Source organism: Hypericibacter adhaerens (assembly GCF_008728835.1).
Lineage (GTDB): Bacteria > Pseudomonadota > Alphaproteobacteria > Dongiales > Dongiaceae > Hypericibacter > Hypericibacter adhaerens.
The window spans coordinates 4,224,063-4,249,328 of the sequence record NZ_CP042582.1 but is presented as its reverse complement, the minus strand read 5'-3'; the positions used below and the strand labels follow the sequence as shown (position 1 = coordinate 4,249,328).

The 25,266-nt window shown below is 69.6% G+C and carries 24 protein-coding genes and 1 riboswitch; of the genes, 16 read left to right on the top strand and 8 right to left on the bottom strand.

All coding sequences use genetic code 11. The annotated features are described in order from the left end of the window. Positions 1 to 6: 6 nt before the first annotated feature. The 5 genes from FRZ61_RS19025 to FRZ61_RS19005 all read right to left on the bottom strand — a co-directional run bounded on the left by FRZ61_RS19025 (position 7) and on the right by FRZ61_RS19005 (position 2,504). The gene (locus tag FRZ61_RS19025; RefSeq protein WP_151119212.1) at positions 7 to 450 is read right to left on the bottom strand and encodes a periplasmic heavy metal sensor; all 444 of its coding nucleotides are present in this window, start codon (positions 448 to 450) and stop codon (positions 7 to 9) included. Further along, the gene (locus tag FRZ61_RS19020; protein ID WP_151119211.1) at positions 444 to 878 is read right to left on the bottom strand and encodes a hypothetical protein; all 435 of its coding nucleotides are present in this window, start codon (positions 876 to 878) and stop codon (positions 444 to 446) included. Before FRZ61_RS19020 ends, FRZ61_RS19025 begins: the two co-directional genes overlap by 7 nt. Continuing rightward, positions 875 to 1,438 (bottom strand): RNA polymerase sigma factor, encoded by a 564-nt coding sequence (locus FRZ61_RS19015; protein WP_151119210.1) that lies wholly within the window; start codon positions 1,436 to 1,438, stop codon positions 875 to 877. Before FRZ61_RS19015 ends, FRZ61_RS19020 begins: the two co-directional genes overlap by 4 nt. A 356-nt stretch (positions 1,439 to 1,794) precedes the next feature. Continuing rightward, positions 1,795 to 2,019: a hypothetical protein gene (locus FRZ61_RS19010; RefSeq protein WP_151119209.1), complete on the bottom strand. Its 225-nt coding sequence runs from the start codon at positions 2,017 to 2,019 to the stop codon at positions 1,795 to 1,797. A 290-nt stretch (positions 2,020 to 2,309) separates the two neighbouring features. Beyond that, on the bottom strand, positions 2,310 to 2,504 hold the full coding sequence (locus tag FRZ61_RS19005; RefSeq protein WP_151119208.1) for a hypothetical protein: 195 nt from the start codon (positions 2,502 to 2,504) through the stop codon (positions 2,310 to 2,312). A gap of 521 nt (positions 2,505 to 3,025) precedes the next feature. Next, positions 3,026 to 3,223, top strand: a riboswitch (cobalamin riboswitch). A gap of 26 nt (positions 3,224 to 3,249) precedes the next feature. Between FRZ61_RS19005 and cobU the strand changes: the two genes are divergently transcribed. From cobU to FRZ61_RS18980, 5 genes are read left to right on the top strand one after another with little or no spacing between them, the layout of a single operon-like run. After that, on the top strand, positions 3,250 to 3,807 hold the full coding sequence (gene cobU, locus FRZ61_RS19000) for a bifunctional adenosylcobinamide kinase/adenosylcobinamide-phosphate guanylyltransferase (protein WP_191909103.1): 558 nt from the start codon (positions 3,250 to 3,252) through the stop codon (positions 3,805 to 3,807). After that, positions 3,804 to 4,880, top strand: coding sequence for a cobalamin biosynthesis protein CobW (cobW, locus tag FRZ61_RS18995; protein WP_151119207.1), 1,077 nt, complete (start codon positions 3,804 to 3,806; stop codon positions 4,878 to 4,880). The genes cobU and cobW overlap by 4 nt, the downstream gene beginning before the upstream one ends. 30 nt (positions 4,881 to 4,910) lie before the next feature. Next, on the top strand, positions 4,911 to 8,642 hold the full coding sequence (gene cobN, locus FRZ61_RS18990) for a cobaltochelatase subunit CobN (protein WP_151119206.1): 3,732 nt from the start codon (positions 4,911 to 4,913) through the stop codon (positions 8,640 to 8,642). Continuing rightward, the gene (gene cobO / locus FRZ61_RS18985) at positions 8,639 to 9,256 is read left to right on the top strand and encodes a cob(I)yrinic acid a,c-diamide adenosyltransferase (RefSeq protein WP_151119205.1); all 618 of its coding nucleotides are present in this window, start codon (positions 8,639 to 8,641) and stop codon (positions 9,254 to 9,256) included. Before cobN ends, cobO begins: the two co-directional genes overlap by 4 nt. A 14-nt stretch (positions 9,257 to 9,270) precedes the next feature. Then, complete coding sequence (locus tag FRZ61_RS18980) at positions 9,271 to 10,725, top strand: cobyric acid synthase (protein WP_151119204.1); 1,455 nt, start codon at positions 9,271 to 9,273, stop codon at positions 10,723 to 10,725. Positions 10,726 to 10,744: 19 nt separating this feature from the next. Here the strand turns inward: FRZ61_RS18980 and cbiB are convergent, their stop codons facing one another. Then, positions 10,745 to 11,713 carry an adenosylcobinamide-phosphate synthase CbiB gene (gene cbiB, locus FRZ61_RS18975; RefSeq protein ID WP_151119203.1) on the bottom strand — a complete coding sequence of 323 codons (969 nt, stop codon included), beginning with the start codon at positions 11,711 to 11,713 and terminating at the stop codon, positions 10,745 to 10,747. Between the two features lie 248 nt (positions 11,714 to 11,961). Between cbiB and FRZ61_RS18970 the strand changes: the two genes are divergently transcribed. The 10 genes from FRZ61_RS18970 (at position 11,962) to FRZ61_RS18925 (ending at position 22,349) form a co-directional block, all read left to right on the top strand. Next, positions 11,962 to 13,065 carry a sirohydrochlorin chelatase gene (locus tag FRZ61_RS18970; protein ID WP_151119202.1) on the top strand — a complete coding sequence of 368 codons (1,104 nt, stop codon included), beginning with the start codon at positions 11,962 to 11,964 and terminating at the stop codon, positions 13,063 to 13,065. 22 nt (positions 13,066 to 13,087) lie between these two features. Beyond that, positions 13,088 to 13,735: a precorrin-8X methylmutase gene (locus tag FRZ61_RS18965; protein ID WP_151120900.1), complete on the top strand. Its 648-nt coding sequence runs from the start codon at positions 13,088 to 13,090 to the stop codon at positions 13,733 to 13,735. After that, complete coding sequence (cbiE, locus tag FRZ61_RS18960) at positions 13,732 to 14,937, top strand: precorrin-6y C5,15-methyltransferase (decarboxylating) subunit CbiE (protein ID WP_151119201.1); 1,206 nt, start codon at positions 13,732 to 13,734, stop codon at positions 14,935 to 14,937. Before FRZ61_RS18965 ends, cbiE begins: the two co-directional genes overlap by 4 nt. Further along, positions 14,934 to 15,695 carry a precorrin-2 C(20)-methyltransferase gene (cobI, locus tag FRZ61_RS18955; protein WP_151119200.1) on the top strand — a complete coding sequence of 254 codons (762 nt, stop codon included), beginning with the start codon at positions 14,934 to 14,936 and terminating at the stop codon, positions 15,693 to 15,695. Before cbiE ends, cobI begins: the two co-directional genes overlap by 4 nt. Then, on the top strand, positions 15,692 to 17,545 hold the full coding sequence (cobJ, locus tag FRZ61_RS18950) for a precorrin-3B C(17)-methyltransferase (protein ID WP_151119199.1): 1,854 nt from the start codon (positions 15,692 to 15,694) through the stop codon (positions 17,543 to 17,545). The genes cobI and cobJ overlap by 4 nt, the downstream gene beginning before the upstream one ends. Then, positions 17,542 to 18,369, top strand: coding sequence for a precorrin-4 C(11)-methyltransferase (gene cobM, locus FRZ61_RS18945; RefSeq protein ID WP_151119198.1), 828 nt, complete (start codon positions 17,542 to 17,544; stop codon positions 18,367 to 18,369). The genes cobJ and cobM overlap by 4 nt, the downstream gene beginning before the upstream one ends. Positions 18,370 to 18,447: 78 nt before the next feature. Then, positions 18,448 to 19,566, top strand: coding sequence for a hypothetical protein (locus tag FRZ61_RS18940; protein ID WP_151119197.1), 1,119 nt, complete (start codon positions 18,448 to 18,450; stop codon positions 19,564 to 19,566). A 31-nt stretch (positions 19,567 to 19,597) separates the two neighbouring features. Then, on the top strand, positions 19,598 to 20,677 hold the full coding sequence (locus tag FRZ61_RS18935) for a hypothetical protein (protein WP_151119196.1): 1,080 nt from the start codon (positions 19,598 to 19,600) through the stop codon (positions 20,675 to 20,677). A 2-nt stretch (positions 20,678 to 20,679) separates the two neighbouring features. Then, a complete protein-coding gene (locus FRZ61_RS18930) occupies positions 20,680 to 21,378 on the top strand; it encodes a hypothetical protein (protein ID WP_151119195.1) in 699 nt (232 codons plus the stop codon). A gap of 89 nt (positions 21,379 to 21,467) precedes the next feature. Then, positions 21,468 to 22,349, top strand: a complete 882-nt coding sequence (locus FRZ61_RS18925; protein WP_151119194.1) for an alpha/beta fold hydrolase — start codon at positions 21,468 to 21,470, stop codon at positions 22,347 to 22,349. Positions 22,350 to 22,442: 93 nt separating this feature from the next. Here FRZ61_RS18925 and FRZ61_RS18920 read toward each other — a convergent pair whose 3' ends face one another. Both FRZ61_RS18920 and FRZ61_RS18915 read right to left on the bottom strand, forming a co-directional pair. Beyond that, the gene (locus tag FRZ61_RS18920; protein WP_151119193.1) at positions 22,443 to 23,204 is read right to left on the bottom strand and encodes a cobalt-precorrin-6A reductase; all 762 of its coding nucleotides are present in this window, start codon (positions 23,202 to 23,204) and stop codon (positions 22,443 to 22,445) included. Further along, positions 23,201 to 24,289: a cobalt-precorrin-5B (C(1))-methyltransferase gene (locus tag FRZ61_RS18915; protein WP_151119192.1), complete on the bottom strand. Its 1,089-nt coding sequence runs from the start codon at positions 24,287 to 24,289 to the stop codon at positions 23,201 to 23,203. Before FRZ61_RS18915 ends, FRZ61_RS18920 begins: the two co-directional genes overlap by 4 nt. Positions 24,290 to 24,410: 121 nt before the next feature. Between FRZ61_RS18915 and cobA the strand changes: the two genes are divergently transcribed. Continuing rightward, positions 24,411 to 25,259 carry a uroporphyrinogen-III C-methyltransferase gene (cobA, locus tag FRZ61_RS18910; RefSeq protein ID WP_151119191.1) on the top strand — a complete coding sequence of 283 codons (849 nt, stop codon included), beginning with the start codon at positions 24,411 to 24,413 and terminating at the stop codon, positions 25,257 to 25,259. Positions 25,260 to 25,266: the final 7 nt, after the last annotated feature.

The following is a 25,266-nucleotide window of genomic DNA, read 5'->3' as shown; positions in this document are numbered from 1 at the left end:
CCCCGCCTAGTTGCTGGCGGGCTTTCCGGCCGCGAGCTCGATGGCGTCCCCGATGGCGTCGGAGAATTCCTTGCCGAAGGCCTGCTGGGTCGTGCCGAGGGACGCGGCGGCGCTGTCGAACGCGGCACGGTCGAACGGCCGCTGCCGGATCGCGTCCCTCACCGCTTCGCGGGCATCGTGCATCTGCTTGCCCAGCGCGATGAGCTGATCCTTGCGGCTGTCCATGGCCTCGCGAAAGGCCTGGCGCTGTCCTTCCGGCATATCCTCGGCGATGCGCCTGACGATCCAGCCCACCTGATCGCCGCCCTCTATCTTCTCCATGCGGTGATGGCCGAACCCGCCATGCATGAGACGGCCGGCGATGATGCCGCCCATGAAGAGATTCGCGCCCAGCGACAGGACCAGCGCGATCGCGATCCAGTTCGCATTGCGGCGCAGGAAATCTACCATAACGAATTCTCCTCTCCGCCGAGATCGGCGATATAGGGCACGAGATCGGAAACGCTCGCGCTGTCATTGCCTGGATCGCTCCAGCCGATCCAGAAACCGGCCGCGGCCGCGGCTGCCAGCCCCACCAGGTTCGGCATGATGATCGGCAGGTGCCACCAGCGCGACCGTGCCGCCCGCGCAGCGCGTGGGTTCGTGGGCTCCTGCGGGCGCTCGCTCAACCTGGCGGCGAGGCTCGAGGCATCGATCTGCAGCTCCTGCGCCGGCAGGCTGTCCAGGAGCCCGTCGAGCCGGCGCGCCTCGCGCAGCAGGCGCTGTGCATGGGGATCCCGTGCCAGGAGCGCCTCCGCCGCTTCGCGCTCCGTTGCCGGCCAGCGCTCGGGCCGGGCCCCATAGGCTGCGAGAATTTGCTCGAGACGTTTCACGTTCATGTCGCAACTCCTTCCGTCCGGGCCAGATCGGCCAGCAATCCGGCCAGGCTGCGGCGCGCCCGCACCAGCAGCGATTCCACGGCGCCGACGCTGATCTCCAGCGCGCCGGCGACTTCCGCATTGCTCAGTCCTTCGTAGTAGCTCAACACCACCGCCGCGCGTTGCCGGTCGGGCAGTTCGGCCAGCGCCGCCGCGACGCGCTGGCGGCGCTCTTCCAAAGCCAAGGTATCGTCGGCGGCGGGCGCGGTATCGGGCATCTCAGGCACTTCCTCCAACGGCACCGACCGGGCGCGCCGGCGCCGATCGATGCAGAGATTGACGATCACGCGCGCCAGCCAGGTCGAAACGCGTGCGCCGCCATCCTTCCGCCAGGAGGGCGCCTTCTGCCAGACGCGCAGAAAGGCCTCCTGCACCACTTCCTCGGCTTCGGCGGCGCTGCCGAGCATGCGCACGGCAATCGCGTTCGAGCGTCCCAGATGGCGGCGTACCAGTTCGGCAAACGCGGCGCGGTCGCCACGCCCGCTTGCCAGCATCAATTCCTCGTCCTCGGCCGGGTCCATCGACTCTCCGGAAGTGGCTGGGCTGTCGCGATGGGAGGGATCAACTCGCCATGGCGCGGCAACGGTTCGCGATTGGGCGGATAATGTCGCTCACCCGCAAGGCCGATCTTCGGAATCCGGAACAAAACGCGAAGTCAGGACCACCGAGGACGTTCTCCATCAGTCACCGGTACTCGCAGCTATTCACGCGCGAACCCGGCCGGCCCTGCGGCCTTGCGGACAAGATTTCGCCATATTTAGGCAAGCACCCAAAATCGCACGAAAAACGGGACCGCGGGATGACTCCGCGGTCCCGTTAATCATGTCGGGTCTGTCATCCGGCGTGGGCTTCCGGGCCCGCGCCGTCGGCCGGCCCGTCAGCCGGCGTGATGCTCCAGGCCCCGCTTGCCCTGTCGATTGGGCGGGTAGCAATCCTGAGGATCCGGCATCGGGCCGGAGGCGCAGACCTGATTCGGCAGAGTGACCCCGACATGGGTGGTCGCCGATTTGCCGGCGCCCGACGAATCGGCCATGGCGATGCCGGTCGCCGTCAGGCCCGAAACCAGGACGAGGGTGGAAAGCAGGAGGGAAGCTCTGAGCATGATTGACCTCGATTGTCGCCGCGGGGAAAGCGCGAAGAAAGTTCGCTTCGCTCTTGCAGATGGCGAGCGCCGGTCGAGGCTCAAGGCCGATCGCTCAGCCTGTCCTCCAATTCACGCCCCGGCCACGAGGTTGCAACGATGCCAGAATTTTCCCGCGCATTCATGAGGGAGGGAAGGGAGCAAAGGAACAGGACCGGCAGGGATGTTTCCTGCCGGTCCCGTCATGGAGCGAAAACCCGGTAGCGTCCTTGCGGAGAACCGCGGGTGAGCGATCCCGCAAGGCGGCGAAATCAGTGACCGTTGTTCGGGCCGCAGTAGGACGGCTCCAGATAGCGCGGCGCCTGGCCGCAGGCGGCGGTCTGCGCGGCCTTGTCCTTGCCATGGTCGGGCGTGGTGATGTTGGCGTTGGGCGTGCCGGCGAAGGCGGCGGTGGCCATGCCGAAGACGACGACGAAAGCGGGAAGCAGAGCGGAAACGCGGATCATGATGAACCTCGATGGTTGTTGCCGGATCTTCCGGCACCGGTGTGGCCCCCATGCCAGGCAATGTGGAATGCCGCGTCGAGGTCTCAAGACGAGAGAGCCCGGCTGTCGCGCAATTCACCCGCGATCAGTCAAATGGCGAACGCTTCATGACAGGGCGTGCGCTCGCCGCGACGGATCGAAGCGGGCACCCCTGAACGGTTCGACTCACGGTGGAAAAAAAGCGGCGGGACCGCGGGGGGATGACCAGCGGTCCCGCCTGAGCAAGGCAGGCTTGCGATCTTGCGGGGGCAGCCGCTCAGTCCTTGGACTGGTGTTCGATCGCGTCGGCCTGCCACGCCGTGCCTATCAGTCCCAGACGGGCCTCGGGGAACAAAGCGGGAAAGCCGGCCTTGGGCTCATACTTTCCCGCCGAAGCCGTCATTGTCTCCACGGGCCAGCGCTCGATTTCCTGCGGGCGGGCCCGCGAATCGCGAGAATCGAAGGCCCCTCCGCGGCTTGTTCCGGGCCGGCATCGGCGCTGGCCTTGGCGCGCGGCTTCCTGTAGCTTCAGCCCCGGTCGAGGCCAGGGAAGCCGGTCCAATCCGGCGCTGCCCCCGCAACTGTGAGCGGCGAGGCCCGACGGCATGATCCAGGCCACTGGTTCCCATGACGGGAGCTGGGAAGGCGCCGTCGGCCGACAACCCGCGAGCCAGGAAACCTGCTCGATCGATCCAGAACACCGATCCTCGGAGGGAGGGGAGGCCTGATGCGCGTTTCCGCCGGGCTTCAATCATCGTCGTCCGACCTGAACCTGACCGGCTGCACGCTGGTGCTGGGCGGCGCCCGCTCCGGCAAGAGCCGCTATGCCGAAGCCCTTCTCGCCAATGCCCATCCCCGTCTCTATCTCGCCACCGCCGCGGCCGGCGATGAGGAGATGGCCGAGCGCATCCGCCGCCATCGCGAGCAGCGCGGGCTCGCCTGGACCACGCGCGAAGCGCCGCTCGAGCTGCCGGACGCGATTCGCGCCGAGACGGGCGCGCTGCTGGTCGACTGCCTGACGCTCTGGCTCAGCAACCTCATGGCGCAGGACCGCGACATCGACGGCGCGACCGAGCAACTTTGCGCCGCGATCCGGCGACCCGGCGGCCCGGTCGTGCTCGTATCGAACGAGGTGGGCCTCGGCATCGTGCCGGACAACGCGCTGGCGCGCGCTTTTCGCGACCATGCCGGCCGCCTCAACCAGCGGGTGGCGGCGATCGCCGACCGCGTGCTGTTCGTCGCCGCAGGCCTGCCACTGGCCCTCAAGGGAGATTTGCCGCAATGACCGCCGACCTGATCGCCCGCAAGGATGCCGCCCACAAGTCCCGCGGCCGCATCCCGGCCACCATCGTCACCGGCTTCCTGGGAGCGGGCAAGACCACGCTGATCCAGCATCTCGTCAAATCGGCCAACGGCCGGCGGCTGGCGCTGGTGATCAACGAGTTCGGCGAGCTCGGCGTCGATGGCGGGATTCTCAAGGCCTGCGCGATCGAAGGCTGTCCCGAGGAGAACATCGTCGAGCTCGCCAATGGCTGCATCTGCTGCACGGTCGCCGACGATTTCCTGCCGACGATCGAGGCGCTGCTCGACCGCCCGGAACCGCCCGAGCATATCGTGATCGAGACCTCGGGGCTGGCGCTGCCGAAGCCGCTGGTGAAGGCCTTCGCCTGGCCCGAGGTGCGCGCGCGTGTCACGGTCGATGGCGTGATCGCGGTGGTGGACGGCCCGGCGGTGGCGGCGGGCCGCTTCGCCGAGGATCCGGTCGCAGTCGAGCGCCAGCGCGCGGCCGACGCGGCGCTCGATCACGAGAGCCCGCTGGCCGAGGTGTTCGAGGACCAGATCGCCTGCGCCGATCTCGTGGTGCTGAACAAGACCGACCTGATGGATGCCTCCTCGCGCGCCCAAGCCGAGGCCGCGATCAATGCCGAGCTGGGGCGCCGGGTGAAGATCCTGCCGGCGAGCTTCGGGCGCATCGATGCCCGCACGCTCCTGGGCATCGAGGCCGCCGCCGAGGACGACCTGGCCGCGCGTCCCTCCCATCACGAGCTCGAGGGCGAGGACCACGATCACGACGATTTCGAGAGCTTCGCGCTGAGGCTGCCGGTGCTGCGCTCGCCCGAGGAGCTGGTGGCGCGGCTGACACCGGTGATCGAGCGGCACGACATCCTGCGGGTGAAGGGCTTCCTCGCCGTCGCCGGCAAGGAGATGCGCCTGCTGCTGCAGGGCGTGGGCGCGCGTCTGCAGCATCATTACGACCGGCCCTGGGAAGCAGGCGAGGCGCGCGACAGCCGCCTGGTCGTGATCGGCCTCAAGGGGCTCGACCGCGCCGCCATCGCGGCGGCGCTGGGCGCCGCCTGAGCCTTCGGCGCCCGCCCGCAGGAACCCTCCATGCATCTTCTCGCCGCACGTCCCGGGACGATCGCCGACGGCCAGTCGGCGATCGACCTGCAGCAGACGCCGGGCGAGATCGTCTTCTTGTCGGCGGCCGACACCGAGCTCGCCTGCCTCGCCGAGGCGCATCGCCGGCAGGCGCCGGGAGCGCCCAGCCTGAGGCTCGCCAATCTGCTGTTCCTGGGCCACAACCTCTCGGTCGATCTTTATCTCGAGAACACGGTCGCCGCGGCGCGCCTCGTGATCGTCCGCCTGCTCGGCGGCGAGCGCTATTGGCCCTATGGCGTGGAACAGCTCGCGGGCCTCGCCCGCGAGCGCGGGATCGCGCTCGCCTTCCTGCCGGGCGACGACAGGCCCGATCCCGAGCTGGCGCGCCGTTCGACCCTGCCGGCCGAAGCGCAAGACCGGCTCTGGCGCTATCTGGTCGAGGGCGGCATCGAGAATGCCGGTCAGATGCTGGAATACGCGGCAAGCCTCGTCGGCCATGCGCGGGACTGGCGCGAGCCGAAGCCCCTGCTGAAGGCCGGGCTTTATTGGCCGGGCCTGAGCGAGCCGGGGCTGGAGGATCTGCGCCGGCACTGGAAGGGGCGGCGGCCCGTCGCGCTCATCGCGTTCTATCGGGCGCTGCTGCAGGCGGGCCAGCTCGACGCCATCGACGGGCTGATCGCGGCGCTCGACCGTGCCGGGCTCGACGCGCTGCCGGTACCTGTGGCGAGCCTCAAGGAGCCGATGGCGGCGGCCCTGATCGAAGAGCTTCTGGCCGAGGCGAAGCCTGATGCGATCCTGAATGCCACCGCCTTCGCGCTGTCGCAACCGGGTGCCGAGCGTGCGGTTACACCCTTCGACGCCGCGGATTGTCCGGTCTTCCAGGTGGTGCTGTCCTCGGGCGGCGAGGCGGAATGGCGGGAGGGCACGAACGGGCTCTCGGCGCGCGACATCGCGATGCATGTGGCGCTGCCCGAGGTCGATGGCCGCATCCTGACGCGCGCGGTCGCCTTCAAGGCCGAGGCGCGGCGCGATGCGGCCACCCAATGCGGCATCGTCGCCCAGCGCCCGGTCAAGGACCGGCTCGATTTTGTGGCCGACCTCGCGGCCGGTTGGGCGCGGCTCCGGCGCGCCCAACCGGCGTCGCGCCGCGTGGCCCTCATTCTCGCCAACTATCCCAACCGCGATGGCCGCATCGGCAACGGCGTCGGGCTCGATACGCCGGCGAGCGCCGCCGGCGTGATCGCGTCTCTGGCGAAGGCGAACTACGAGGTCGGCGATGCGCCGCGCGATGGCGCCGGACTGATGGCGCGGCTTCTGCAAGGTCCGACCAACAGCGGTCTTCGCGGCGCGGCGTCGATCCGTTGGCCGCTCGCCGATTATCGGGCTTTCTTCGAGAGCCTGCCCGGTGCGGTGCGCGAGGCCGTCATCGCCCGCTGGGGCGCAGCCGAGCGCGACCCCTTCTTCGTCGAGGGCGCCTTCCACCTGCCCGGATTCGCGGCGGGCCATCTCGTCGTCGCGGTGCAGCCGGCGCGCGGCTACAACATCGATCCGGTCGCGAGCTATCACGATCCGGCGCTGGTGCCGCCGCATGGCTATCTCGCCTTCTATGGCTGGCTGCGCCGCGGCTTCGGCGCCCATGCCGTCATCCATCTCGGCAAGCACGGCAATCTCGAATGGCTGCCGGGCAAGGCGCTGGCGCTCTCGGCCGAATGCTGGCCCGAGGCGGTGCTGGGGCCGCTGCCGCAGCTCTATCCCTTCATCGTCAACGATCCGGGCGAGGGCAGCCAGGCCAAGCGGCGCAGCGCCGCCGTCATCGTCGATCATCTGACGCCGCCTTTGGCGCGGGCGGAGAGCTACGGCCAGCTCGAGGAGCTGGAACGGCTCGTCGACGAATATTACGAGGCCTCGGGCCTCGATCCGCGCCGCTGCCGGCTGCTGCGCGACCAGATCCTCGAGCTCACGCGAAGGCTCGGCCTCGACAAGGATTGCGCCATCGCCCCCGACGAGGCGGCCGACAGCGCGCTCGTCAAGCTCGACAGCCATCTCTGCGAGATCAAGGAGCTGCAGATCCGCGACGGGCTGCATGTGTTCGGCCGCAGCCCCGAGGGAGGCTTGCGCGACGCGCTGCTGGTGGCGCTGGCGCGAGTGCCGCGCGGGTCCGGCGAGGGCGCCGACCAGTCGATCCTGCGTGCGCTGGCCAAGGATCTCGAGCTGGGCGAGGGCTTCGATCCGCTCGATGCCGACTGGGCGAAGGCCTGGACGGGTCCACGGCCCGCGATCCTCGATGGTGCTGGAAGCTGGCGGCACCAGGGCGACACGGTCGAGCGGCTGGAGGCCCTGGCCCTGAAACTGGCCTCGGGCGAACTGGCGCCGGCGCCCGAATGGCGGCGGACGCGCGCCGTTCTCGATTTCATGCGCGAGACTCTGGCGTCGCGGGTCGAGGCCTGTGGCCGCGCCGAGACCGAGGCGCTGCTCGCCGGTCTCGAGGGCCGTTTCGTGGCGCCGGGTCCTTCGGGTGCGCCCACGCGCGGCCGGCTCGAGGTGCTGCCGACGGGGCGGAACTTCTACTCGGTCGATACGCGCTGCGTGCCCACGCCGGCCGCCTGGCAACTCGGCTGGAAATCGGCCTCGATGCTGATCGAGCGCTATCGCCAGGAGCATGGCGCCTGGCCGACGACGCTGGCGCTCTCGGCCTGGGGCACCGCCAATATGCGCACGGGCGGCGACGATATCGCGCAGGCGCTGGCCCTCATGGGCGTGCGGCCGCGCTGGGATACGGGCTCGGGGCGCGTCGCCGGCTTCGAGATCCTGCCGGTCTCGCTCCTGGGCCGTCCGCGCGTCGACGTGACCTTCCGCATCTCGGGCTTCTTCCGCGACGCCTTTCCGGCGCAGGTCGATCTCCTCGACAGCGCGGCGCGCGCGGTGGCGGCGCTTGAAGAAACACCGGCTGAAAATCCATTGGCGGCGCGGGTCGCGGCCGAGTATCGCCGGCTGCTCGCCGAAGGCGCCGCGCCGGAGGCCGCGGAACGACGTGCGGGCTTCCGCGTCTTCGGCTCCAAGCCCGGCGCCTATGGGGCGGGATTGCAGGCCCTGATCGACGAGCGCGGCTGGCGCGACAGCGGCGACCTCGCGCGCGCTTACGTCGCCTGGGGCGGCTATGCCTATGGCGCCGGCGGCGAGGGCGAGGCGGCGCATCGCCTGTTCGAGACGCGGCTCTCGCAGGTCGAGGGCGTGCTGCACAACCAGGACAATCGCGAGCACGACCTGCTCGACAGCGACGACTATTACCAGTTCGAAGGCGGGCTCGCGGCGGCGGTGGCGGCATTCTCCGGCCGCAAGCCGGTGGTCTATCACAACGATCATTCGCGCCCCGAGACGCCGAAGGTGCGCCGGCTCGAGGAGGAGATCGCGCGCATCGTGCGCGGGCGCGCCGCCAATCCCAAATGGATCGCCGGCGTGATGCGCCATGGCTATAAGGGCGCCTTCGAGATGGCGGCCACGGTCGATTATCTCTTCGCCTTCGCCGCCACCACGGGGGCCGTGGGCGACCATCATTTCGAGGCGCTCTACGAGGCCTATCTGGCCGACGAGACGGTGGCGGGTTTCATCCGCGAGGCCAATCCCGCGGCGGGCCGCGAGATGGCCGAGCGCTTCAACGAGGCGATCGAGCGGGGCCTGTGGCGGCCGCGGGCCAACAGCATCCATGCGCGGCTGGACGCGATCAGGGAGGGTAGGACATGAGCGGCGTCGAGAATCCCGATGCGATCCGGCAGGCGAACGAGAAATCGGCCAAGCGCAAGGAAGCGCGCGAGCGGATGATGGCGACCAAGACCGTCTCGAAGGGCCTGCTCATCGTCCATACCGGCAAGGGCAAGGGCAAGTCGAGTGCGGCCTTCGGCATGATCATGCGCTGCGTCGGCCATGGCATGAAGAGCGCCGTGGTGCAGTTCGTGAAGGGCAAATGGGACACGGGCGAGCGCACGGTGCTGGAGCGCTTCCCCGAGCTCGTCACCATCAAGGCGATGGGCGAGGGCTTCACCTGGGACACGCAGGACCGCGCGCGCGACATCCGCGCGGCCGAGGCCGCCTGGGCCGAGGCCAAGCGGCTGATGGCGGATCCGGAGCTCAGGATGCTGCTGCTGGACGAGCTCAATATCTGCCTGCGCTACGACCATCTGCCGGTGGCCGAGGTGGTCGAGACGCTGAAACGCAAGCGTCCCGATCTCCATATCATCGTGACCGGCCGCAACGCGCCCGAGGCCCTGATCGAGGCGGCCGACCTCGTGACGGAGATGACGATGGTGAAGCATCCGTTCCGCGACGGCGTGAAGGCGCAGGCGGGGGTGGAGTTTTGAAGACCCCGGCCATCATGCTCCAGGGCACGGGGTCCGATGTCGGCAAGTCGCTGCTGACGGCGGGGCTGGCGCGTGCCTTCACGAAGCGCGGGCTCAAGGTGCGGCCGTTCAAGCCGCAGAACATGTCGAACAACGCGGCCGTGACCGAGGAGGGCGGGGAGATCGGCCGCGCTCAGGCGCTGCAGGCGCGCGCCTGCGGGGTGAAGCCCTCGGTCCATATGAACCCGGTGCTGCTGAAGCCGCAGAGCGAGGTGGGCGCGCAGATCGTGGTGCAGGGTCGCGTCTATGGCAAGGCCAGCGCCCGCGACTATCACGACCTCAAGCCGACCCTGCTGGCGGCGGTGCTCGAGAGCTTCGGGATCCTGTCGGCCGAGGCCGACCTGGTGCTGGTCGAGGGCGCCGGGAGCCCCGCCGAGATCAATTTGCGCCGGGGCGACATCGCCAATATGGGCTTCGCCGAAGCGGCGGACCTGCCGGTGCTGCTGATCGGCGATATCGACCGCGGCGGCGTGATCGCGAGCCTGGTGGGCACGACGGCACTGCTGCCGCCGGCCGAGCGGGAGCGGATCAAGGGCTTCGTCGTCAACAAGTTCCGCGGCGACCCCGCGCTCTTCGCCGAGGGAATGACGATCATCGCCGAACGCACCGGCCTGCCGGCGCTGGGCCTCATCCCCTATTGGCCGCGCGCGATGAGGCTGCCGGCCGAGGATGCGGTGGCGCTGCCGCGCTACGGTGCCAGCGAGGCCGGGGCCTTCGTCACGGTCGCGGTACCGATGCTGAACCGCATCGCCAATTTCGACGATCTCGATCCCTTGCGCGCCGAGCCGTCGGTGCGGCTGGTGATCGTGCCGCCGGGCGAGGCGCTGCCGGGCAATGCCGACCTGGTGGTGCTGCCGGGCTCGAAATCCACCATCGCCGATCTGCGTATGCTCAAGGCCGAGGGCTGGGACACCGATCTCAAGGCGCATATCCGCCGCGGCGGGCGCGTGATCGGGATCTGCGGCGGCTATCAGATGCTGGGGCGGCGCGTGGCCGATCCTTACGGGATCGAGGGCCCACCGGGCGAGGAGGAGGGGCTGGGGCTGCTCGATCTCGCGACCGAGCTCGGCCGCAGCAAGACCCTGACCGAAGCCAAGGGCCGCGAGCGCTCCACCGGCGAGTTGGTCAGGGGCTACGAGATGCATGTCGGGGCCACCGAAGGCAGCGCCACCGCGCATCCGATGCTCGAGCTCGAGGGCCGGGCCGACGGCGCCGTCTCCGCCGACGGCCGCGTCATGGGCTGCTATCTGCACGGCCTGTTCGCCGCCGACGGCTATCGCCGCGCGCTGCTGCGCCGGCTGGTCGGCGGCAATGTGGCGCTGGGTCCCGATTTCGATGTCGAGCTGGAAAGCACGCTCGACGCGCTGGCCGAGCATATCTCGGCGCATGTCGATCTCGACCGCATCTGGGAGATCGCCCGTGGCACGTGACGCCGCGATCCGCAAGGGCTCAGAGCAGGACCCAGAGCAGCGCCACCAGGGCCGCCTGCAGCAGGCAGGCGCGCAGGTAGAGCGCCAGCGCGTTGCGGATGTCGGTCGGCCCCAACTCGCGCTTGCCTTCCTCGTTGACCCAGTGGCTGTCGCCGACGCGCCCGCCGTAGTAGGTGCGCGGACCCGCCAGCGCGATCTCCAGCGCCCCGGCCATGGCCGCTTCCGGCCAGCCCGCATTGGGCGAGCGGTGGCGGGGCGCGTCCCGGAGCATGACCGCGATCGCATGGCGGAGGCTGCTGAACGAGACCAGCGCGATCAGCAGCCCCGCGAGCCGCGCCGGCAGGTAGTTGAGCAGATCGTCGAAACGGGCCGCGGCCCAGCCGAAGGCCTCGTGGCGCTGGGTGCGGTGGCCGATCATGCTGTCGGCGGTGTTGGCGGCCTTGTAGAGCATCATGCCGGGCAGGCCCAGCAGCAGGCCCCAGAAGAGCGGCGCCACCACGCCGTCGGCGAAGTTCTCCGCCAGCGATTCGATGGCGGCGCGCGCCACGGCCGGCCGGTCGAGGCTTTCGGGATCGCGGCCGACGATATGGCTGACCGCCTCGCGCGCTTCGTAGAGATCGCCGGTGGCGAGCGCGCGGGCGACCGCCTCCACATGGTGGTAGAGGCTGTTCTGGGCGAGCAGCGTCGCCATCAGCACGCCCTCGATCATCCAGCCCCAGGCGAACTGGACCAGGAAGAGGTGGAGGATCATGCCGATGCCGAAGCTCGCCGCCAGCAGGATCGAGAGCGCGGCCACGCCGGCGATGCGCCGGTGCAGGTCCGGCGCCTCGTCGCGATTGAGCGAGCGGTCGAGCCGCTCGATGGCCTGGCCGGCCAGCACCACGGGATGGCGGACCTGCTGCCAGAGCCAGGCGGGATCGCCCAGCGCGGCATCGAGCGCCAGCGCCAGGAGCAGCGCCGGCAGCAGGTTCAGGGACCCCAGGATCATGGCGAGGAAAGTGGGGGCAGGGACGGCGGCCTGTCAACGCGGTGCGCGAGCCTGCCGGTGCTTTGCGCTCCCGTCGTCATCCCCGCGAAAGCGGGGATCCATCCCGATCCAGCGCGCCGCGCTTCGAGTTGGATCCCCGCTTTCGCGGGGATGACAGTATGGGTCGCGAGGATGACAGCGTGCATGAGGATTGACAGCCTGAGTGTAACGAAGGCGGCCGCGGCCGGCCGCCGGTCGGGAGAGGGACGATGAGCAAGATTGGCGTGATGGTATGCGGCCATGGCAGCCGCGACGACGAGGCGATCACCGAATTCGCCTCGGTCGCGGCCGGGATCGCCCAGCGCCTGCCGCAATACCCGGTAAGCAGCGGATTCCTGGAATTCGCGCGGCCGGTGATCCGCGACGGGCTCGATGAGCTGCGCGGCCGGGGCTGCGACCGGATTCTCGCGATTCCGGGCATGCTCTTCGCCGCCGGCCATGTGAAGAACGACGTGCCGTCGGTGCTCAACGAATATGCGGCGCGCCATCCGGGCCTCACCATCGACTATGGCCGCGAGCTCGCGGTCGAGACCAAGCTGCTCCAGGCGGCGGGCCAGCGCATCGAGGAGGCGGAGCGTCGATCGCCCCGTCAGGTCGCGCGCGAGGACACGCTGCTCATGGTGGTCGGGCGCGGCACCTCGGATTCCGACGCCAACTCCAACATCACCAAGGTCGCGCGCATGCTGTGGGAAGGCATGGGCTTCGGCTGGGCCGAGGTCTGCTATAGCGGCGTGACTTTCCCGCTGGTGGGGCCGGGGCTCGAGCATGCGGTCAAGCTCGGCTACAAGCGGATCATCGTGTTCCCCTATTTCCTCTTCACCGGCGTGCTGGTGAAGCGGATCTATCACGTGACCGACCAGATGGCCGAGCGCCACCCGGAGATCGAGTTCCTCAAGGCGGGCTATCTCAACGACCATCCCTTCGTGCTCGACTGCTTCGCCGAGCGGGTCGAGGAGATCCTGGTCGGGCTGAACAACATGAATTGCGGCCTCTGCAAATATCGCGAGCAGGTGCTGGGCTTCGAGGCCGAGGTCGGGCTGCCGCAGCAGAGCCATCACCATCACGTGGAAGGCATCGGCACCAACAAGGATGCCTCCAACGGAGCGGAGAGCACCGCCAGCCTGCTGCCGCTGAAGGCGGCCGACGGCTCTCATCACCATGGCGATGGCCACCATCATCACCATGATCATGACCATGGGCATCACCACCATGATCACGGTCACGACCATGACCACGGCCATACCCATGTGCCGCATCCCCATGCCAATCACCGGCACGGGCCGCAGCGGCGCAATCCGGAATCGCTGGACTGAGCGGAAGGGCCGGAGCCCGTCGATGGCGATCTATCGCTATGAGCGCGATCCGAAGGCGATCTATCGGGAGTCCTTCGCCCGGATCGAAGCCGAAGCAGGAGCGACCTTGGCGGCGTTGCCGCCGGGCCTCGCGCGCGTGGCGGTACGGCTCATCCATGCCTGCGGCATGACCGACCTGGTCGCGGATCTGGCGGCGAGCCCGGACCTGGTCGAAGCGGGACGAGCGGCACTGAACCGTGGCGCGCCGATCCTCTGCGATGCCGCCATGGTGGCATCGGGCATCATGCGCCGCCACCTGCCGGCCGGCGGGGAGATCGTGGCCGCGATCGAGCTGCCGGGCGTGGCGGCGCGCGCGGCCGAGATCGGCAATACGCGCTCGGCCGCGGCGATGGAGCTGCTGGGGGATCGGATCGAGGGCAGCGTGGTCGCGATCGGCAATGCGCCGACGGCGCTCTTCCGCCTGCTGGAGATGATCGAGCTCGATGGCATGAGGCCGGCGGCGATCCTGGCCTTTCCGGTCGGTTTCGTCGGGGCCGCCGAATCCAAGGACGCGCTGATCGCGGCCGATCTGGGCATTCCCTACCTGACCCTGCGCGGACGGCGCGGCGGCTCGGCGCTCGCCGCCGCCGCCGTCAACGCGCTGATCCTGCCGGAAGGAGAGGTGTCATGAGCCGCTGGCTCTCGGTTATCGGGCTGACGGAGCGCGGGCTCGCGGGCCTCAGCGCCGAGGCGCGCCAGCTCATCGACCAGGCGGAGCTCCTGATCGGCGGCGAGCGGCATCTGGCGCTGGTCCCGGCCGGCAAGGCCGAACGCCAGAGCTGGGCGAGCCCGCTCCGGCTCACCGTCGAGGAGATCCTGCGCTGGCGCGGCCGTCCCGTGGTGGTGCTGGCCTCGGGCGACCCGATGTGGTTCGGGGTGGGCGTGACCCTCGCGCGCCATGTGGCGCGCGAGGAGATGCGGATCCTGCCGCAGGTCTCGGCCTTCACGCTTGCGGCCGCCCGGCTCGGCTGGTCGCTTGCCGATACGGATTGCCTGACGCTGCATGGCAGGCCGCTCGAGCTCCTGAACGGCGCCGTCTTTCCGGGCGCGCGGCTGCTGCTGCTGACCGACGATGGCGCGGCGCCGGCTCTCATCGCGCGCCGTTTGACCGAACTCGGCTATGGCTCGAGCCGTGTCATGGCGCTCGAACATATGGACGGGCCCACCGAGGCGGCGGTCGAACATGCCGCGGCCGAATGGGGCCAGCGCCGGACGGCCGATCTCAACACGGTCGCGGTCGAATGCCGCGCCGAACCTGGCGCTGCGGTTAGGGCCCGGGTGCCGGGGCTTCCCGACGACGCCTTCCAGCATGACGGTCAGCTCACCAAGCGAGAGATCCGCGCGGCGGCGCTGGCGAAGCTCATGCCGCTGCCGGGCGCGCTGCTCTGGGATGTCGGCGCCGGTTGCGGCTCGATCGCGATCGAGTGGATGCGGGCGGCGCGCGGAAGCCGGGCGATCGCGATCGAGAGCGAGCCTGAGCGCGTCACCCTGATCGAGATGAACAGGCGGGCGCTCGGCACGCCGAAGCTCGCCATCGTCGCCGGCGAGGCGCCCGCGGCTCTCGACGGGCTGGCGCAGCCCGATGCCGTCTTTCTCGGCGGCGGCGTGGCGACCGCCGGGCTGATCGAGCGCTGCTGGGAGGCCCTGCCCTCGGGCGGCCGGCTGGTGGCCCATGCGGTGACGGTCGAAAGCGAGACGCGGCTCGCGGGCTTCCGCGCCGCCTGCAATGGCGACCTCACGCGGATCTCGGTGCAGCGCGCCGAGCCGATCGGGCCGCACCTGGCCTGGCGGCCCTTGCGGCCGGTGACGCAATTGGCGGCGGTGAAGCCGTGAGCGGCGGAGGCCAATTCGGCACGGTCTGGGGGCTGGGGCTCGGGCCCGGCGATCCGGAGCTGGTAACGCTCAAGGCGGCGGCGATCCTGAAGCGCGCGGCCGTGATCGCCTATCCGGCGCCGGAGGAAGGCGACAGCTTCGCGCGCATGATCGCCGCCCCTCATCTCTCCGGGCAGCAGAGGGAGATCGCGATCCGCATGCCGCTGGGCGATGGCGCCTTCCCGAAGGAGGATATCTATGACGGCGCGGCGGCGGCCATTCTGGCCGAATCCGCGGCCGGCCGCGAGGTTGCCGTGCTCTGCGAGGGCGACCCCTTCTTCTACGGCTCGTTCCAGTATCTCTATGCGCGTCTCGCCGGCCGATGCCCGGTCAGGATCGTGCCGGGCGTCTCCTCGCTGATGGCCTGCGCGGATGCCGCCGGCATGCCACTCACCGCGCGCAACGACGTGCTGAGCGTCATCCCTGCTCCTTTGCCGGAGACGGAGATCGCGCGCCGGCTCGAGGATTGCGATGCGGCCGCGATCATGAAGCTCGGGCGCCATCTGGGCAAAGTCCGCCGGGTGCTGCAGGCGGCGGGCCTCGTCGAGCGGACGCGCTATGTCGAGCGCGCCACGCTCGGCAGTGAGAAAGTGATGGCACTGGCGGAATTGCATGGCGAAAGCGCGCCCTATTTCTCCATGTTGCTGGTCCATAGGCGGGCCGAAGCCTGGAGCAATCGCTCGGGCTCGGGACGATCCATGCGGGGAGAGGCTTCGTGAACCAGCCGGCGATCCTGCTGCTGACGGCGAAGGCGCTGGGCGTCGCCCATCGCATCCGCGACGCGCTGGGCGGGGCCGAACTTTTCGGCTATGCGCCGCGCGTTGAGGCGGTCGATGTCACCTTCAGCGACCTGGAGCTGCAGCTGGCCGAGCTGTTCGAGAGCGGACGTCCCATCATCGGCATCTGCGCCGCGGGCATCCTGATCCGCAAGCTGGCGCCCTTGCTCGACGACAAGCGGACGGAGCCGCCGGTGATCGCGGTCGCCGAGGATGGCAGCAGCGCCGTGCCGCTCCTGGGCGGCCATCACGGCGCCAACGAGATGGCGCGGCGGATCGCATCGGCACTGGGCGGCCATGCGGCCGTGACCACGGCCGGCGATCTGCGCTTCGGCATCGGCATCGACGAGCCGCCGGCCGGCTGGCGGCTGGGCAATCCGGAGATGGCCAAGCGCGTCATGGCGGGCCTGCTCGCGGGCGAGCCGGTGCGGCTCGAGATCGATGCCGCGCGCGACGATGCGGATTGGCTGAAGCGCTTGCCCTTCGATGCGCGCGGGCAGCTCGCGATCCGCGCCACGACGCGCGCCGAGAGCCCGCGCGGCGACACGCTGCTGGTCCACCCGGCGACGCTGGTCATGGGGATCGGCTGTGATCGCGGCGCCCCGCCCGAGGAAGCGGTGAGGCTGGCGCGCCAGAGCCTCTCGGCCGCCGGGGTCGCCGCCGCTTCGGTCGCCTGCGTCGCCTCGATCGCGCTCAAGGCGGGCGAGCCCGCCGTCCATGCGGTGGCGGAGGCCCTGGGCGTGCCGGCGCGCTTCTTCGGCGCCGAGCGCCTCGAGGCCGAGACGCCACGTTTGGCGAACCCATCGGGCATCGTCTTCAAGGAAACCGGCTGCCATGGCGTGGCCGAGGGGGCGGCGTTGGCCGCCGTCGGCGAGAGCGGACGCCTGCTCATGCCCAAGCGCAAGACCGAGCGCGTGACCTGCGCCATCGCCGAAGCGCCGCGGCTGCTCGATCCGCTGCAGATCGGCCGCGGGCGCGGGCGGCTCGCCATCGTCGGGATCGGGCCGGGCTCGGCCGAGGGACGGACCGCGGGCGCGGATGCGGCCTTGCGCGAGGCCGAGGAGATCGTCGGCTATGGACTCTATCTCGATCTGGTGGCGCCGCTGATCGCGGGGAAGACGCGCCACGATTTTCCGCTGGGCGAGGAGACGGAGCGCGTGCGCAAGGCGCTCGATCTCGCGGCCGAAGGGAAATCCGTGGCGCTGGTGAGCTCGGGCGATGCCGGCATCTATGCGATGGGTGCCTTGGTGTTCGAGCTGGTCGAGACCGGCGGCAATCCCGATTGGGAGCGGATCGAGATAAGGGGCCTGCCCGGCGTCTCGGCGATGCAGGCGGCGGCGGCCCTGGCCGGCGCACCGCTGGGTCATGATTTCTGCGCGATCTCCTTGAGCGATCTGCTGACGCCCTGGGCGGTGATCGAGCGGCGCTTGAAGGCGGCCGCGGCCGGCGATTTCGTGGTCGCCCTCTATAATCCGGTCTCGCAGCGGCGGCGCGACCAGCTGGTGAAGGCGCGGGCTCTCCTGCTCGAAGGGCGGCCCGAGCCCACGCCGGTGGTCCTCGCGCGCAATCTGGGGCGGGAAGGCGAGACGGTCGCGGTCACGACCCTCGGCGCGCTCACGCCCGACCAGGTCGATATGCTGACCGTGGTGCTGATCGGCTCGAGCCAAAGCCGTGCCGTGGCGCGGCCGGATGGCGGGCAGTGGGTCTATACTCCGCGCGGCTATGCCGCCAAGCACGCAGCCGGGATTCCCGACGCCCCGCCCTTGATCCGCAAGGAGGGTGTCGGCCCATGACGGTGCATTTCATCGGCGCCGGTCCCGGCGATCCCGATCTCATCACGGTCAAGGGCCGGCGCCTGATCGAGCAATGCCCGGTGCTGCTCTATGCGGGCTCGCTGGTGCCCGAGGCGGTCGTCGCCTGCGCGCCCCAGGATGCGCTCGTGATCGACACGGCGCCGCTGACGCTGGATGAGATCGTCGCGCACATGGCGGCGGCCCATGGCAAGGGACAGTCCGTGGCCCGGGTCCATTCGGGCGATCCCTCGATCTATGGCGCCATCGCCGAGCAGATGCGCCGGCTCGATGCGCTCGGGATCGACTATGACGTGACGCCGGGCGTGCCGGCCTTCGCGGCCGCGGCCGCTCTGCTCAAGACCGAGCTGACCCTCCCCGAGGTCAGCCAGACCATCATCATCACCCGCACCGAGGGCAAGGCCTCGCCCATGCCCAAGGGCGAGGAACTGGCGGCGCTGGGCGCCTCGCGCGCGACGCTCGCGATCCATCTCTCGGTGCGCAACATCCATCTCGTGGCGGCCGCCCTGACGCCGCATTACGGCGCCGATTGTCCGGTCGTGGTGGTCTATCGCGTGGGCTGGCCCGATCAGGCGGTCATCCGGGGCACGCTCGCCACCATCCGCGAGCGGGTGAAGGCCAGCAAGATCACGCGCACGGCCTTGATCTTCGTCGGCCGGGTGCTCGAGAACGGGAGCTTCTCGGAGAGCCGGCTCTACCACCCCGATCACCAGCATATCCTCCGGCCCGGCAAGAAGGCGAAATCGAGCGGGAAGGTTAAGGACCGATCCGGCGCCTCAGGAAAAGAATCACCAATTCCCGAGTGACGAATCTCCGCCGCTCCGCTTAATCTCCCGCCCGGCGTGCGGGGGGGCTTGCGCGCCCAAGGGCGTTGGGGGCTGGGCGTGCTGAAAATCCTTGTCTTCTTTCTCTGGTTCTTCGGCGTGGCCATCGGCCTGCCGGCGTTGGTGCTGGGGCTGATCAAGCGCGGCGCGCAGCCGGATTTCGCGATCGACCGCGATGCCGTCGCTGTCGGCGAGGGGCGGTTCAAGGATCCTCAGCGGGTTTTCGGGCGCGACACGGCGAGCGCGCCGGTCGATGCGCGCTCGATGTTCCCGCTGGCGATCGTTGCTTCCGCGGCGGTCTATCCGGACGGAACGCGCGTGCTGATCGCACGCGGCCCCGACAAGGCACGCTCCAAGCTAGTGATGGCCGATTTCTTCCAGTCGCTGGGTGCGGGCAACACCACGCGGTCGCATTCCGGTTCGCGCTTCACCGCGCGCAGCGGGGAGGTGGGTTGGATCGCGCTCCAGGACGATGTCGGGGTGGCCGTGCTGGGGCCGACGCGCGAGGCGATGGAGGCACGCCGGGCGGCGCTGCCCGGGTTCCGCGACAATCCGAAGCGCACGCTGGGCAACAAGATCGATCGCGAATATCTGCCCTATGTGCTGGGGGCGCTTCTGATCTGGTGCCTGCTGGTGGCGGCCCAGTTCGGGCGCATGGCGGCCTGGGTCGGCGGCGAGAATGCGCCCGGGAACGTGCCGCCCGTGGCGTCGGATATGCTGGCCGGCAAGATCCTGGCGCTGAACCAGCAGGACGTGCCTTTCACCGTCACGCCGGGTGACGAGCCCAACATGCTGGTCGTGGATTGGCGCTATGCCGATGCGAAATGGGCCGATCTCATGCGGGCTCACGGGATGGAGAAGAGCCATCGCTTGGTGCTGCGGCTGGACCCGGGCGATCACACCGCGCGTTCGCGCGACTATGAATCCGAGATGGCGTGGTCGGCGGGCGCCGGCGGGGCCGATCTTTCCTGGAGCGGCAATCTCGGCATCACCTTCTTCAAATACGAGTACGAGAAGGCCTACGGCCAGTTCTTCGAGAACGGCACGCTGAAGTTGGCGCCCTCCTACGAGTACCGCTTCGATCTCGACGAGATGAAGGCGCCGATCATCGCGCTCATCGTCGGCAGCGGTTGGAACTGGCGGCCGGTGGTGAGCTTCTGGCGCCCGTTCGGCGGCTGAGGACGCGGGTGCTTTGCGCAGGAGAAACCGTGTGCTGCTGATCCTTCTCGTCGCCGCCGTGATCCTGGTCGCGCTCTTCGTCGTCGGGCGTGCGGTCGCGAACGCGAAGCTCGCAACCCGCGAGCTCCTGGAGCTGGGCAGCATCGAGGCCCCGGCCCGCCTCACCCCGTACGCCCCGGACGAAAGCCCCGAGCGGGTCCTGTTCCGCTTCCACCGGGTCAAGGACAGCTTTCTCTGGATGGGCAGCAACACGCCCTATCGCGAGGCGCTGACGGTGGCGGTCTGGCCCGAAGGCGGAAGCGCGGGGCCGGACTCAGGCTGGGAGCGCGAGTTCCTGTCCCTGGCGACCGACCGGGTGGAAGGCATCGCCTGGCGGCAAGAGAGCGATTTCCGGATCGGCGAAGGAATCCACCGCGTCAATACGCACGAGACGCCGAGTTGGGTCCTGGTTCGATACTGGCCGGAACGCCATCTGGCGCTGGGCTACATGATCTGGAAGAAGGATGCCTCCCTGGACCAGGCCAAGGCGATGGTCGAGCGCGTCGCCGCCTCTTTCAAGCCGAAGCTCGATCTGCCGGCCTTCTTCCAGATCGTGCGCGAGCGCCCGGGCAAGCGGCTGGCCGCCCGGCACGAGGCGCTGGCGAAGCAGCTCGCGAGCCGGAACCTGGCGATCGAGCCCGATCGGCCGCCGGTCGAGCAGGACGGCGTCGCCTACGTGATCCAGAGCGACTGGCCCTCGGTCAGGGGTCCGTGGCTCTTCGCCATGGCGCCGATCGGAACCCTGCCGGCCACGCCGCGCCCCTATCGCCACCGCTGGCCCCCGCCGCCCGAGGGTGTCCATCAATGGCCCGACATGATCTATTACAGCTGGCGCGAAGGCGAAGGCTGGGCCGCGAAGGGCGTCCATGGCGACTATCTCGTGCCCGAGGCGATGAAGCCCTGGCTCGAGACGCGCCACACCGACAGGTCGAAGGCTTATTTCTATGCGGTCCGGGGGATCGCCATGGACGAGACGGACGGCGGCGACGCCGATCTCGAGCGCTACTGGAAGGCGTTGCCGTTCATGGCGCCGAAGCTCGCCGATGGCAGCCTGGTGTTCGAGCTGAAGTAACGATGAGCGCCACGATCGATCATCTCTGGGCCTGGCGGCAGGTGACGGTGCGCCGTGCCTTCTCCGATTTCGAGGGGCGGCGGCACGAGCCCGGCGAGAGCTGGCTGATCACGCGGATCGACTTCGACTATCCGAAGAACCACGCGACCTTCCATATCGAGCAGGGCGGAAAGGCCGGTCGCTTCACGCTCGATCTCGACGACAAGTGTGGGCCGCAGAACGGCGAGATGCGGGAATGGTTCGATGCCGAGGATGAGAGCCCGGAACTGCGCGAGGCGAGGCTGACACGGTTGCGGCAGACGAAGGAAGCGGCCGCCTCGAAGGCGCCACCGAAACCCGTGCCGGCGCCGGTGCCCGAGGCAGCGGTCGAGCGCGTCGATCCGATACCCATCCTCGAACGCCTGTCGGCGTTGGCCGGGCATGAGCGCTACGAGGAGGCGGAAGCCGAATTGCAGAGACTCTTCAAGCTCCCCCAATATGACGGCGAGGGCTTGCCGGGCTTGGCCGAAGCGCTCGAAGGGCTCGCCGCCGAGGTCTGCCCGCGCCATCGCCGGGCCGCGGTCTGGCTTTATGACAGGGCGTTCGATTGCTGGCATGGCTGGGGCTCGATGGCGACCAGCGGCGGCGACGGAACGGCGCGCATGTATCACATCAAGCAGGCTTACGAGCGCCGCGAGAAGCTGCTGGGTCCGCAGCGCTGACGCCCGGGGCGGCCGCGAAGGCGACCCACCCCTCGAGGTTGCAAGGCGAGGCCGGTCCGGCGCATGATTCGTCCGCCAGGGGGACTGCCATGTTCGAAGGCTTCCAGACGCGGCGGATCAAGACGTCGAACGCGGAGATCGCGGTCAGGACCGGCGGCCATGGGCCGGCGCTGCTGCTGCTGCATGGCTACCCGCAGACCCACGCCATCTGGCACAAGGTCGCGCCCGCACTCCAAGACCGCTTCTCGCTGGTCATTCCCGACCTGCGCGGCTATGGCGACAGCATCGGGCCCAAGCCCGATCCCGAGCATCTGAACTATTCGAAGCGGGCGATGGCGCGCGATATGGTCGAGATCATGGATGCGCTGGGGCAGCCGCGTTTCCGCCTGGCCGGCCACGACCGCGGCGCCCGCGTCGCCTACCGGCTGGCGCTCGATTTTCCCGAGCGGATCAAGAAGCTCGCCATCCTCGATATCGTGCCGACGCTCGAGACCTGGGAGCAGATGGGCTGGGAATCGGCGCTCGCCACCTATCACTGGCCGTTCCTGGCGGTGCCGGCGCCGGTCCCGGAGAAATTGATCGGCAGCGACCCGCTCTTCTACCTCCACCATCTGCTGCAGCGCTGGGCGGGCAAGAAGGATTGCTTCGATCCGGCCGCGCTCGCCGCCTACGAGCAGAGCTTCAGCAAGCCCTCGGTGATCGAGGCGACCTGCGAGGATTATCGCGCGGGGGCCTCCTGCGACCGCGAGCACGACCTCGCCGATCGCAAGGCCGGCCGCAAGATCCAGTGCCCGCTCCTGGTGATCTGGGGCGCCGATTATCTCAAGGACAAGATCGCCTCGCCCGTCGAGGTCTGGAGGAAATGGGCGAAGGATGTGCGCGAGATGCCGCTCGCTTGCGGCCACTTCATCGCCGAGGAGGAACCCGAGGCCTGCGCCAAGACGCTGCGGGAGTTCTTCACCAACGGGTAGGGAGGGGCACCGCCTCTGATATATCCTTGCCTGGCGATGCGTGTCGAAAAAGCCGTGCGTGCCCTCACGTCATGAGGGTGCGGTGAAATTGCTCTATTCCTTCGCCACCTTGTCGAGCCACGCCATCGCCGCCTCCGGCGTCTCGACCGTCGCGGCCGGCGCGTAGCCGGGCGGCAGCGGCGGCCGGCGCTGCAGGAGCACCGGGATCTTGAGCGCGCGGGCGGCGGCGATCTTGCCGTAGGTGGCCTCGCCGCCGCTGTTCTTGGCGATCACCAGATCGACGCGCCGCGCGCGCAGGAGCTGCAGCTCCTCGGTCTCGTCGAAAGGGCCGCGCTCGAGCAGGACCTCGAAATCGGCGAGCGGCAGCGGCGCAGACGGCGGGTCCACCAGCCGGACCAGGAAATGGACGCCGGCGATATCGGCGAAGGCCGCCAGCTCCTTGCGGCCCACCGTGAGGAAGGCGCGGCGGCCGAGCTTGGGCGCCTGCTTCGCCGCCTCGGCCAGGTTGTCCACCTCGTGCCAGCGGTCGCCGCGCTGCCGGACCCAGGCGGGCCGCTCGAGCCGCAGCAACGGCACGTTCGCTTCGGTCGCCGCGGCCATCGCATGGCGGCGGATCTGCGCGGCGAAGGGATGGGTGGCGTCGACCAGGATGTCGGTCTTGTCCCGGTGCAGCGTCTCGATCAGCCCCTCGATGCCCCCGAAGCCGCCGATGCGGACCTTGCCGGGCAGCTTCTTGGGGGCCTCGGTGCGGCCGGCGAGCGAGGTCGTGACCGCGAAACGCGGATCGAGATCGAGGATGGCGGCGAGCCGTGCCGCATCGCCCGTGCCGCCGAGGATGAGAACCTTGCCGCTCATGCGAACCCCGCGCGACCGACGATGTTGCCGGCACGATCGAAGGCGACGACCTCGACCGCCACCTTGCCCTCGACCACCATGGCGGCCTGGTCGCGTGCCTGCCGCGCCACGAGGTCGCCCAGCGCCAGGCCGCGCGCCTGCGCCGCCTCCAGAATCTCGATGCCGGTATTGGCGGTCTCGGCCATCCCGATCATCGCCGGTTCGGCGCCCAGCTCGACCAGCCAGGCGGCAACCGCGGCACGGTCGAGCTGGCTGCGGCCGGAATGGAGATCCATGGCACCGGCGGCGAGCTTGGCGAGCTTGGCGAAGCCGCCGCCGATGGTCAGCCGCGGCACCGGATGGTCGCGCAGATATTTGAGCATGCCGCCGACGAAGTCCCCCATATCGAGATAGGCGAAGTCGGGCAGGTTGTAGAGCTTCTTCACGCCCGCCTCGGAAGTCGAGCCGGTGCAGCCGGCGACATGCCGGGCTTGGCTGGCACGGGCCACGTCGATGCCGCGATGGATCGAGGCGATCCAGGCCGAGCAGGAGAAGGGATGGACGATCCCCGTGGTGCCGAGGATCGAGAGGCCGCCCAGGATGCCGAGGCGCGGGTTCCAGGTGTGGCGCGCCATCTCCTCGCCCTGCGGAATGGAGATCGTGATCTCGAGATCGGGCCGGCCGCCGAGGCGGGCCGCGATGGCCTGGACCACCTCGGTCATCATCCGCCGCGGCACGGGATTGATCGCGGGCTCGCCCGGCGGGATCGGCAGGCCGGGCCGGGTGACGGTGCCGACGCCGCGGCCGGCCTTGAAACGCACGCCGGCATGGGGGCCGAGCGCCCGCACGCTCGCCAGCACGAGCGCGCCGTGGGTGACGTCGGGATCGTCGCCCGCATCCTTGACGATGCCGGCGCTGGCGACGTCGCCGGCGCGGCTCTTCTGGGCGAGCGCGAAGGCGGGATGCTCGCCCTTGGGCAGCGCGATCTGCACGGGATCGGGAAAGCGGCCCGTCAGCAGCGCCTCGAAGGCGGCCGCGGTCGCCGCCGTGGCACAGGCGCCCGTGGTCCAGCCGCGCCGCAGGGGACCGTCGGGCTTACGGGCCATGGGACTCTCGGTTCGGGCAAAACCGGCGGCGGCGCATGGGCTTATCTTAAGGGCGCTAATCCCGAAATGGGCGTCTTGATTTGACTAGTCGCGGGCGGACCCCGGGCGGCATGATGCCGCCATGTCATCGACCCCCCTCCGCCGCCCGGATCTTCCCAGCCTCGAGCCCGGCTGGGTCTGGCTCGTGGGGGCCGGCCCCGGCGATCCGGGGCTGATCACGCTCCTGGCCGCCAAGGCGCTGGGCGAAGCCGATGTCGTGGTCTATGACGCGCTGGTGGGTGAGGCGATCCTCGCCCTGGCGCGGCCCGGTGCCGAGCTCGAATATGCCGGCAAGCGCGGCGGCAAGCCCTCGATCAAGCAGCCCGACATCTCGCTGCGGCTGATCCAGCTCGCGCGCGAAGGCAAGCGGGTGCTGCGGCTCAAGGGCGGCGATCCGATGGTGTTCGGTCGCGGCGGCGAAGAGGCGCTGGCGCTGGTCGAGGCCAAGGTTCCCTTCCGGATCGTGCCTGGAATCTCCGCCGGGATCGGCGGGCTCGCCTATGCCGGCATTCCGGTCACCCATCGCGAGACCAACTCGGCCGTGACCTTCGTCACCGGCCATGACGCCACGGGCGACGTGCCCGATTCCGTGAACTGGACGGCGCTGGCGCAAAGCTCGCCGGTGCTCGTGATCTATATGGCGCTCAAGCATATCGAGCGCATCGCCTCGCTGCTGATCCAGGGCGGGCGCAGCGCCGAAGAGCCGGTCGCGATCGTCTGCCAGGCGACCCTACCGGAGCAGCGCGTGCTCGAGACCACGCTCGGGCGCTGTGCCGCCGATGCCGCGGCCGCGGGGCTCGAGCCGCCGGCCATGGTCGTGATCGGCGAGGTGGTGCGGCTGCGGGCGGCGCTCGACTGGCTGGGCGCGCTCCAGGGACGCGCGCTCAAGGCCGATCCGCTCGGCACGCGCCGGCGCACCGAAAGCGCCTGAGCGGCGG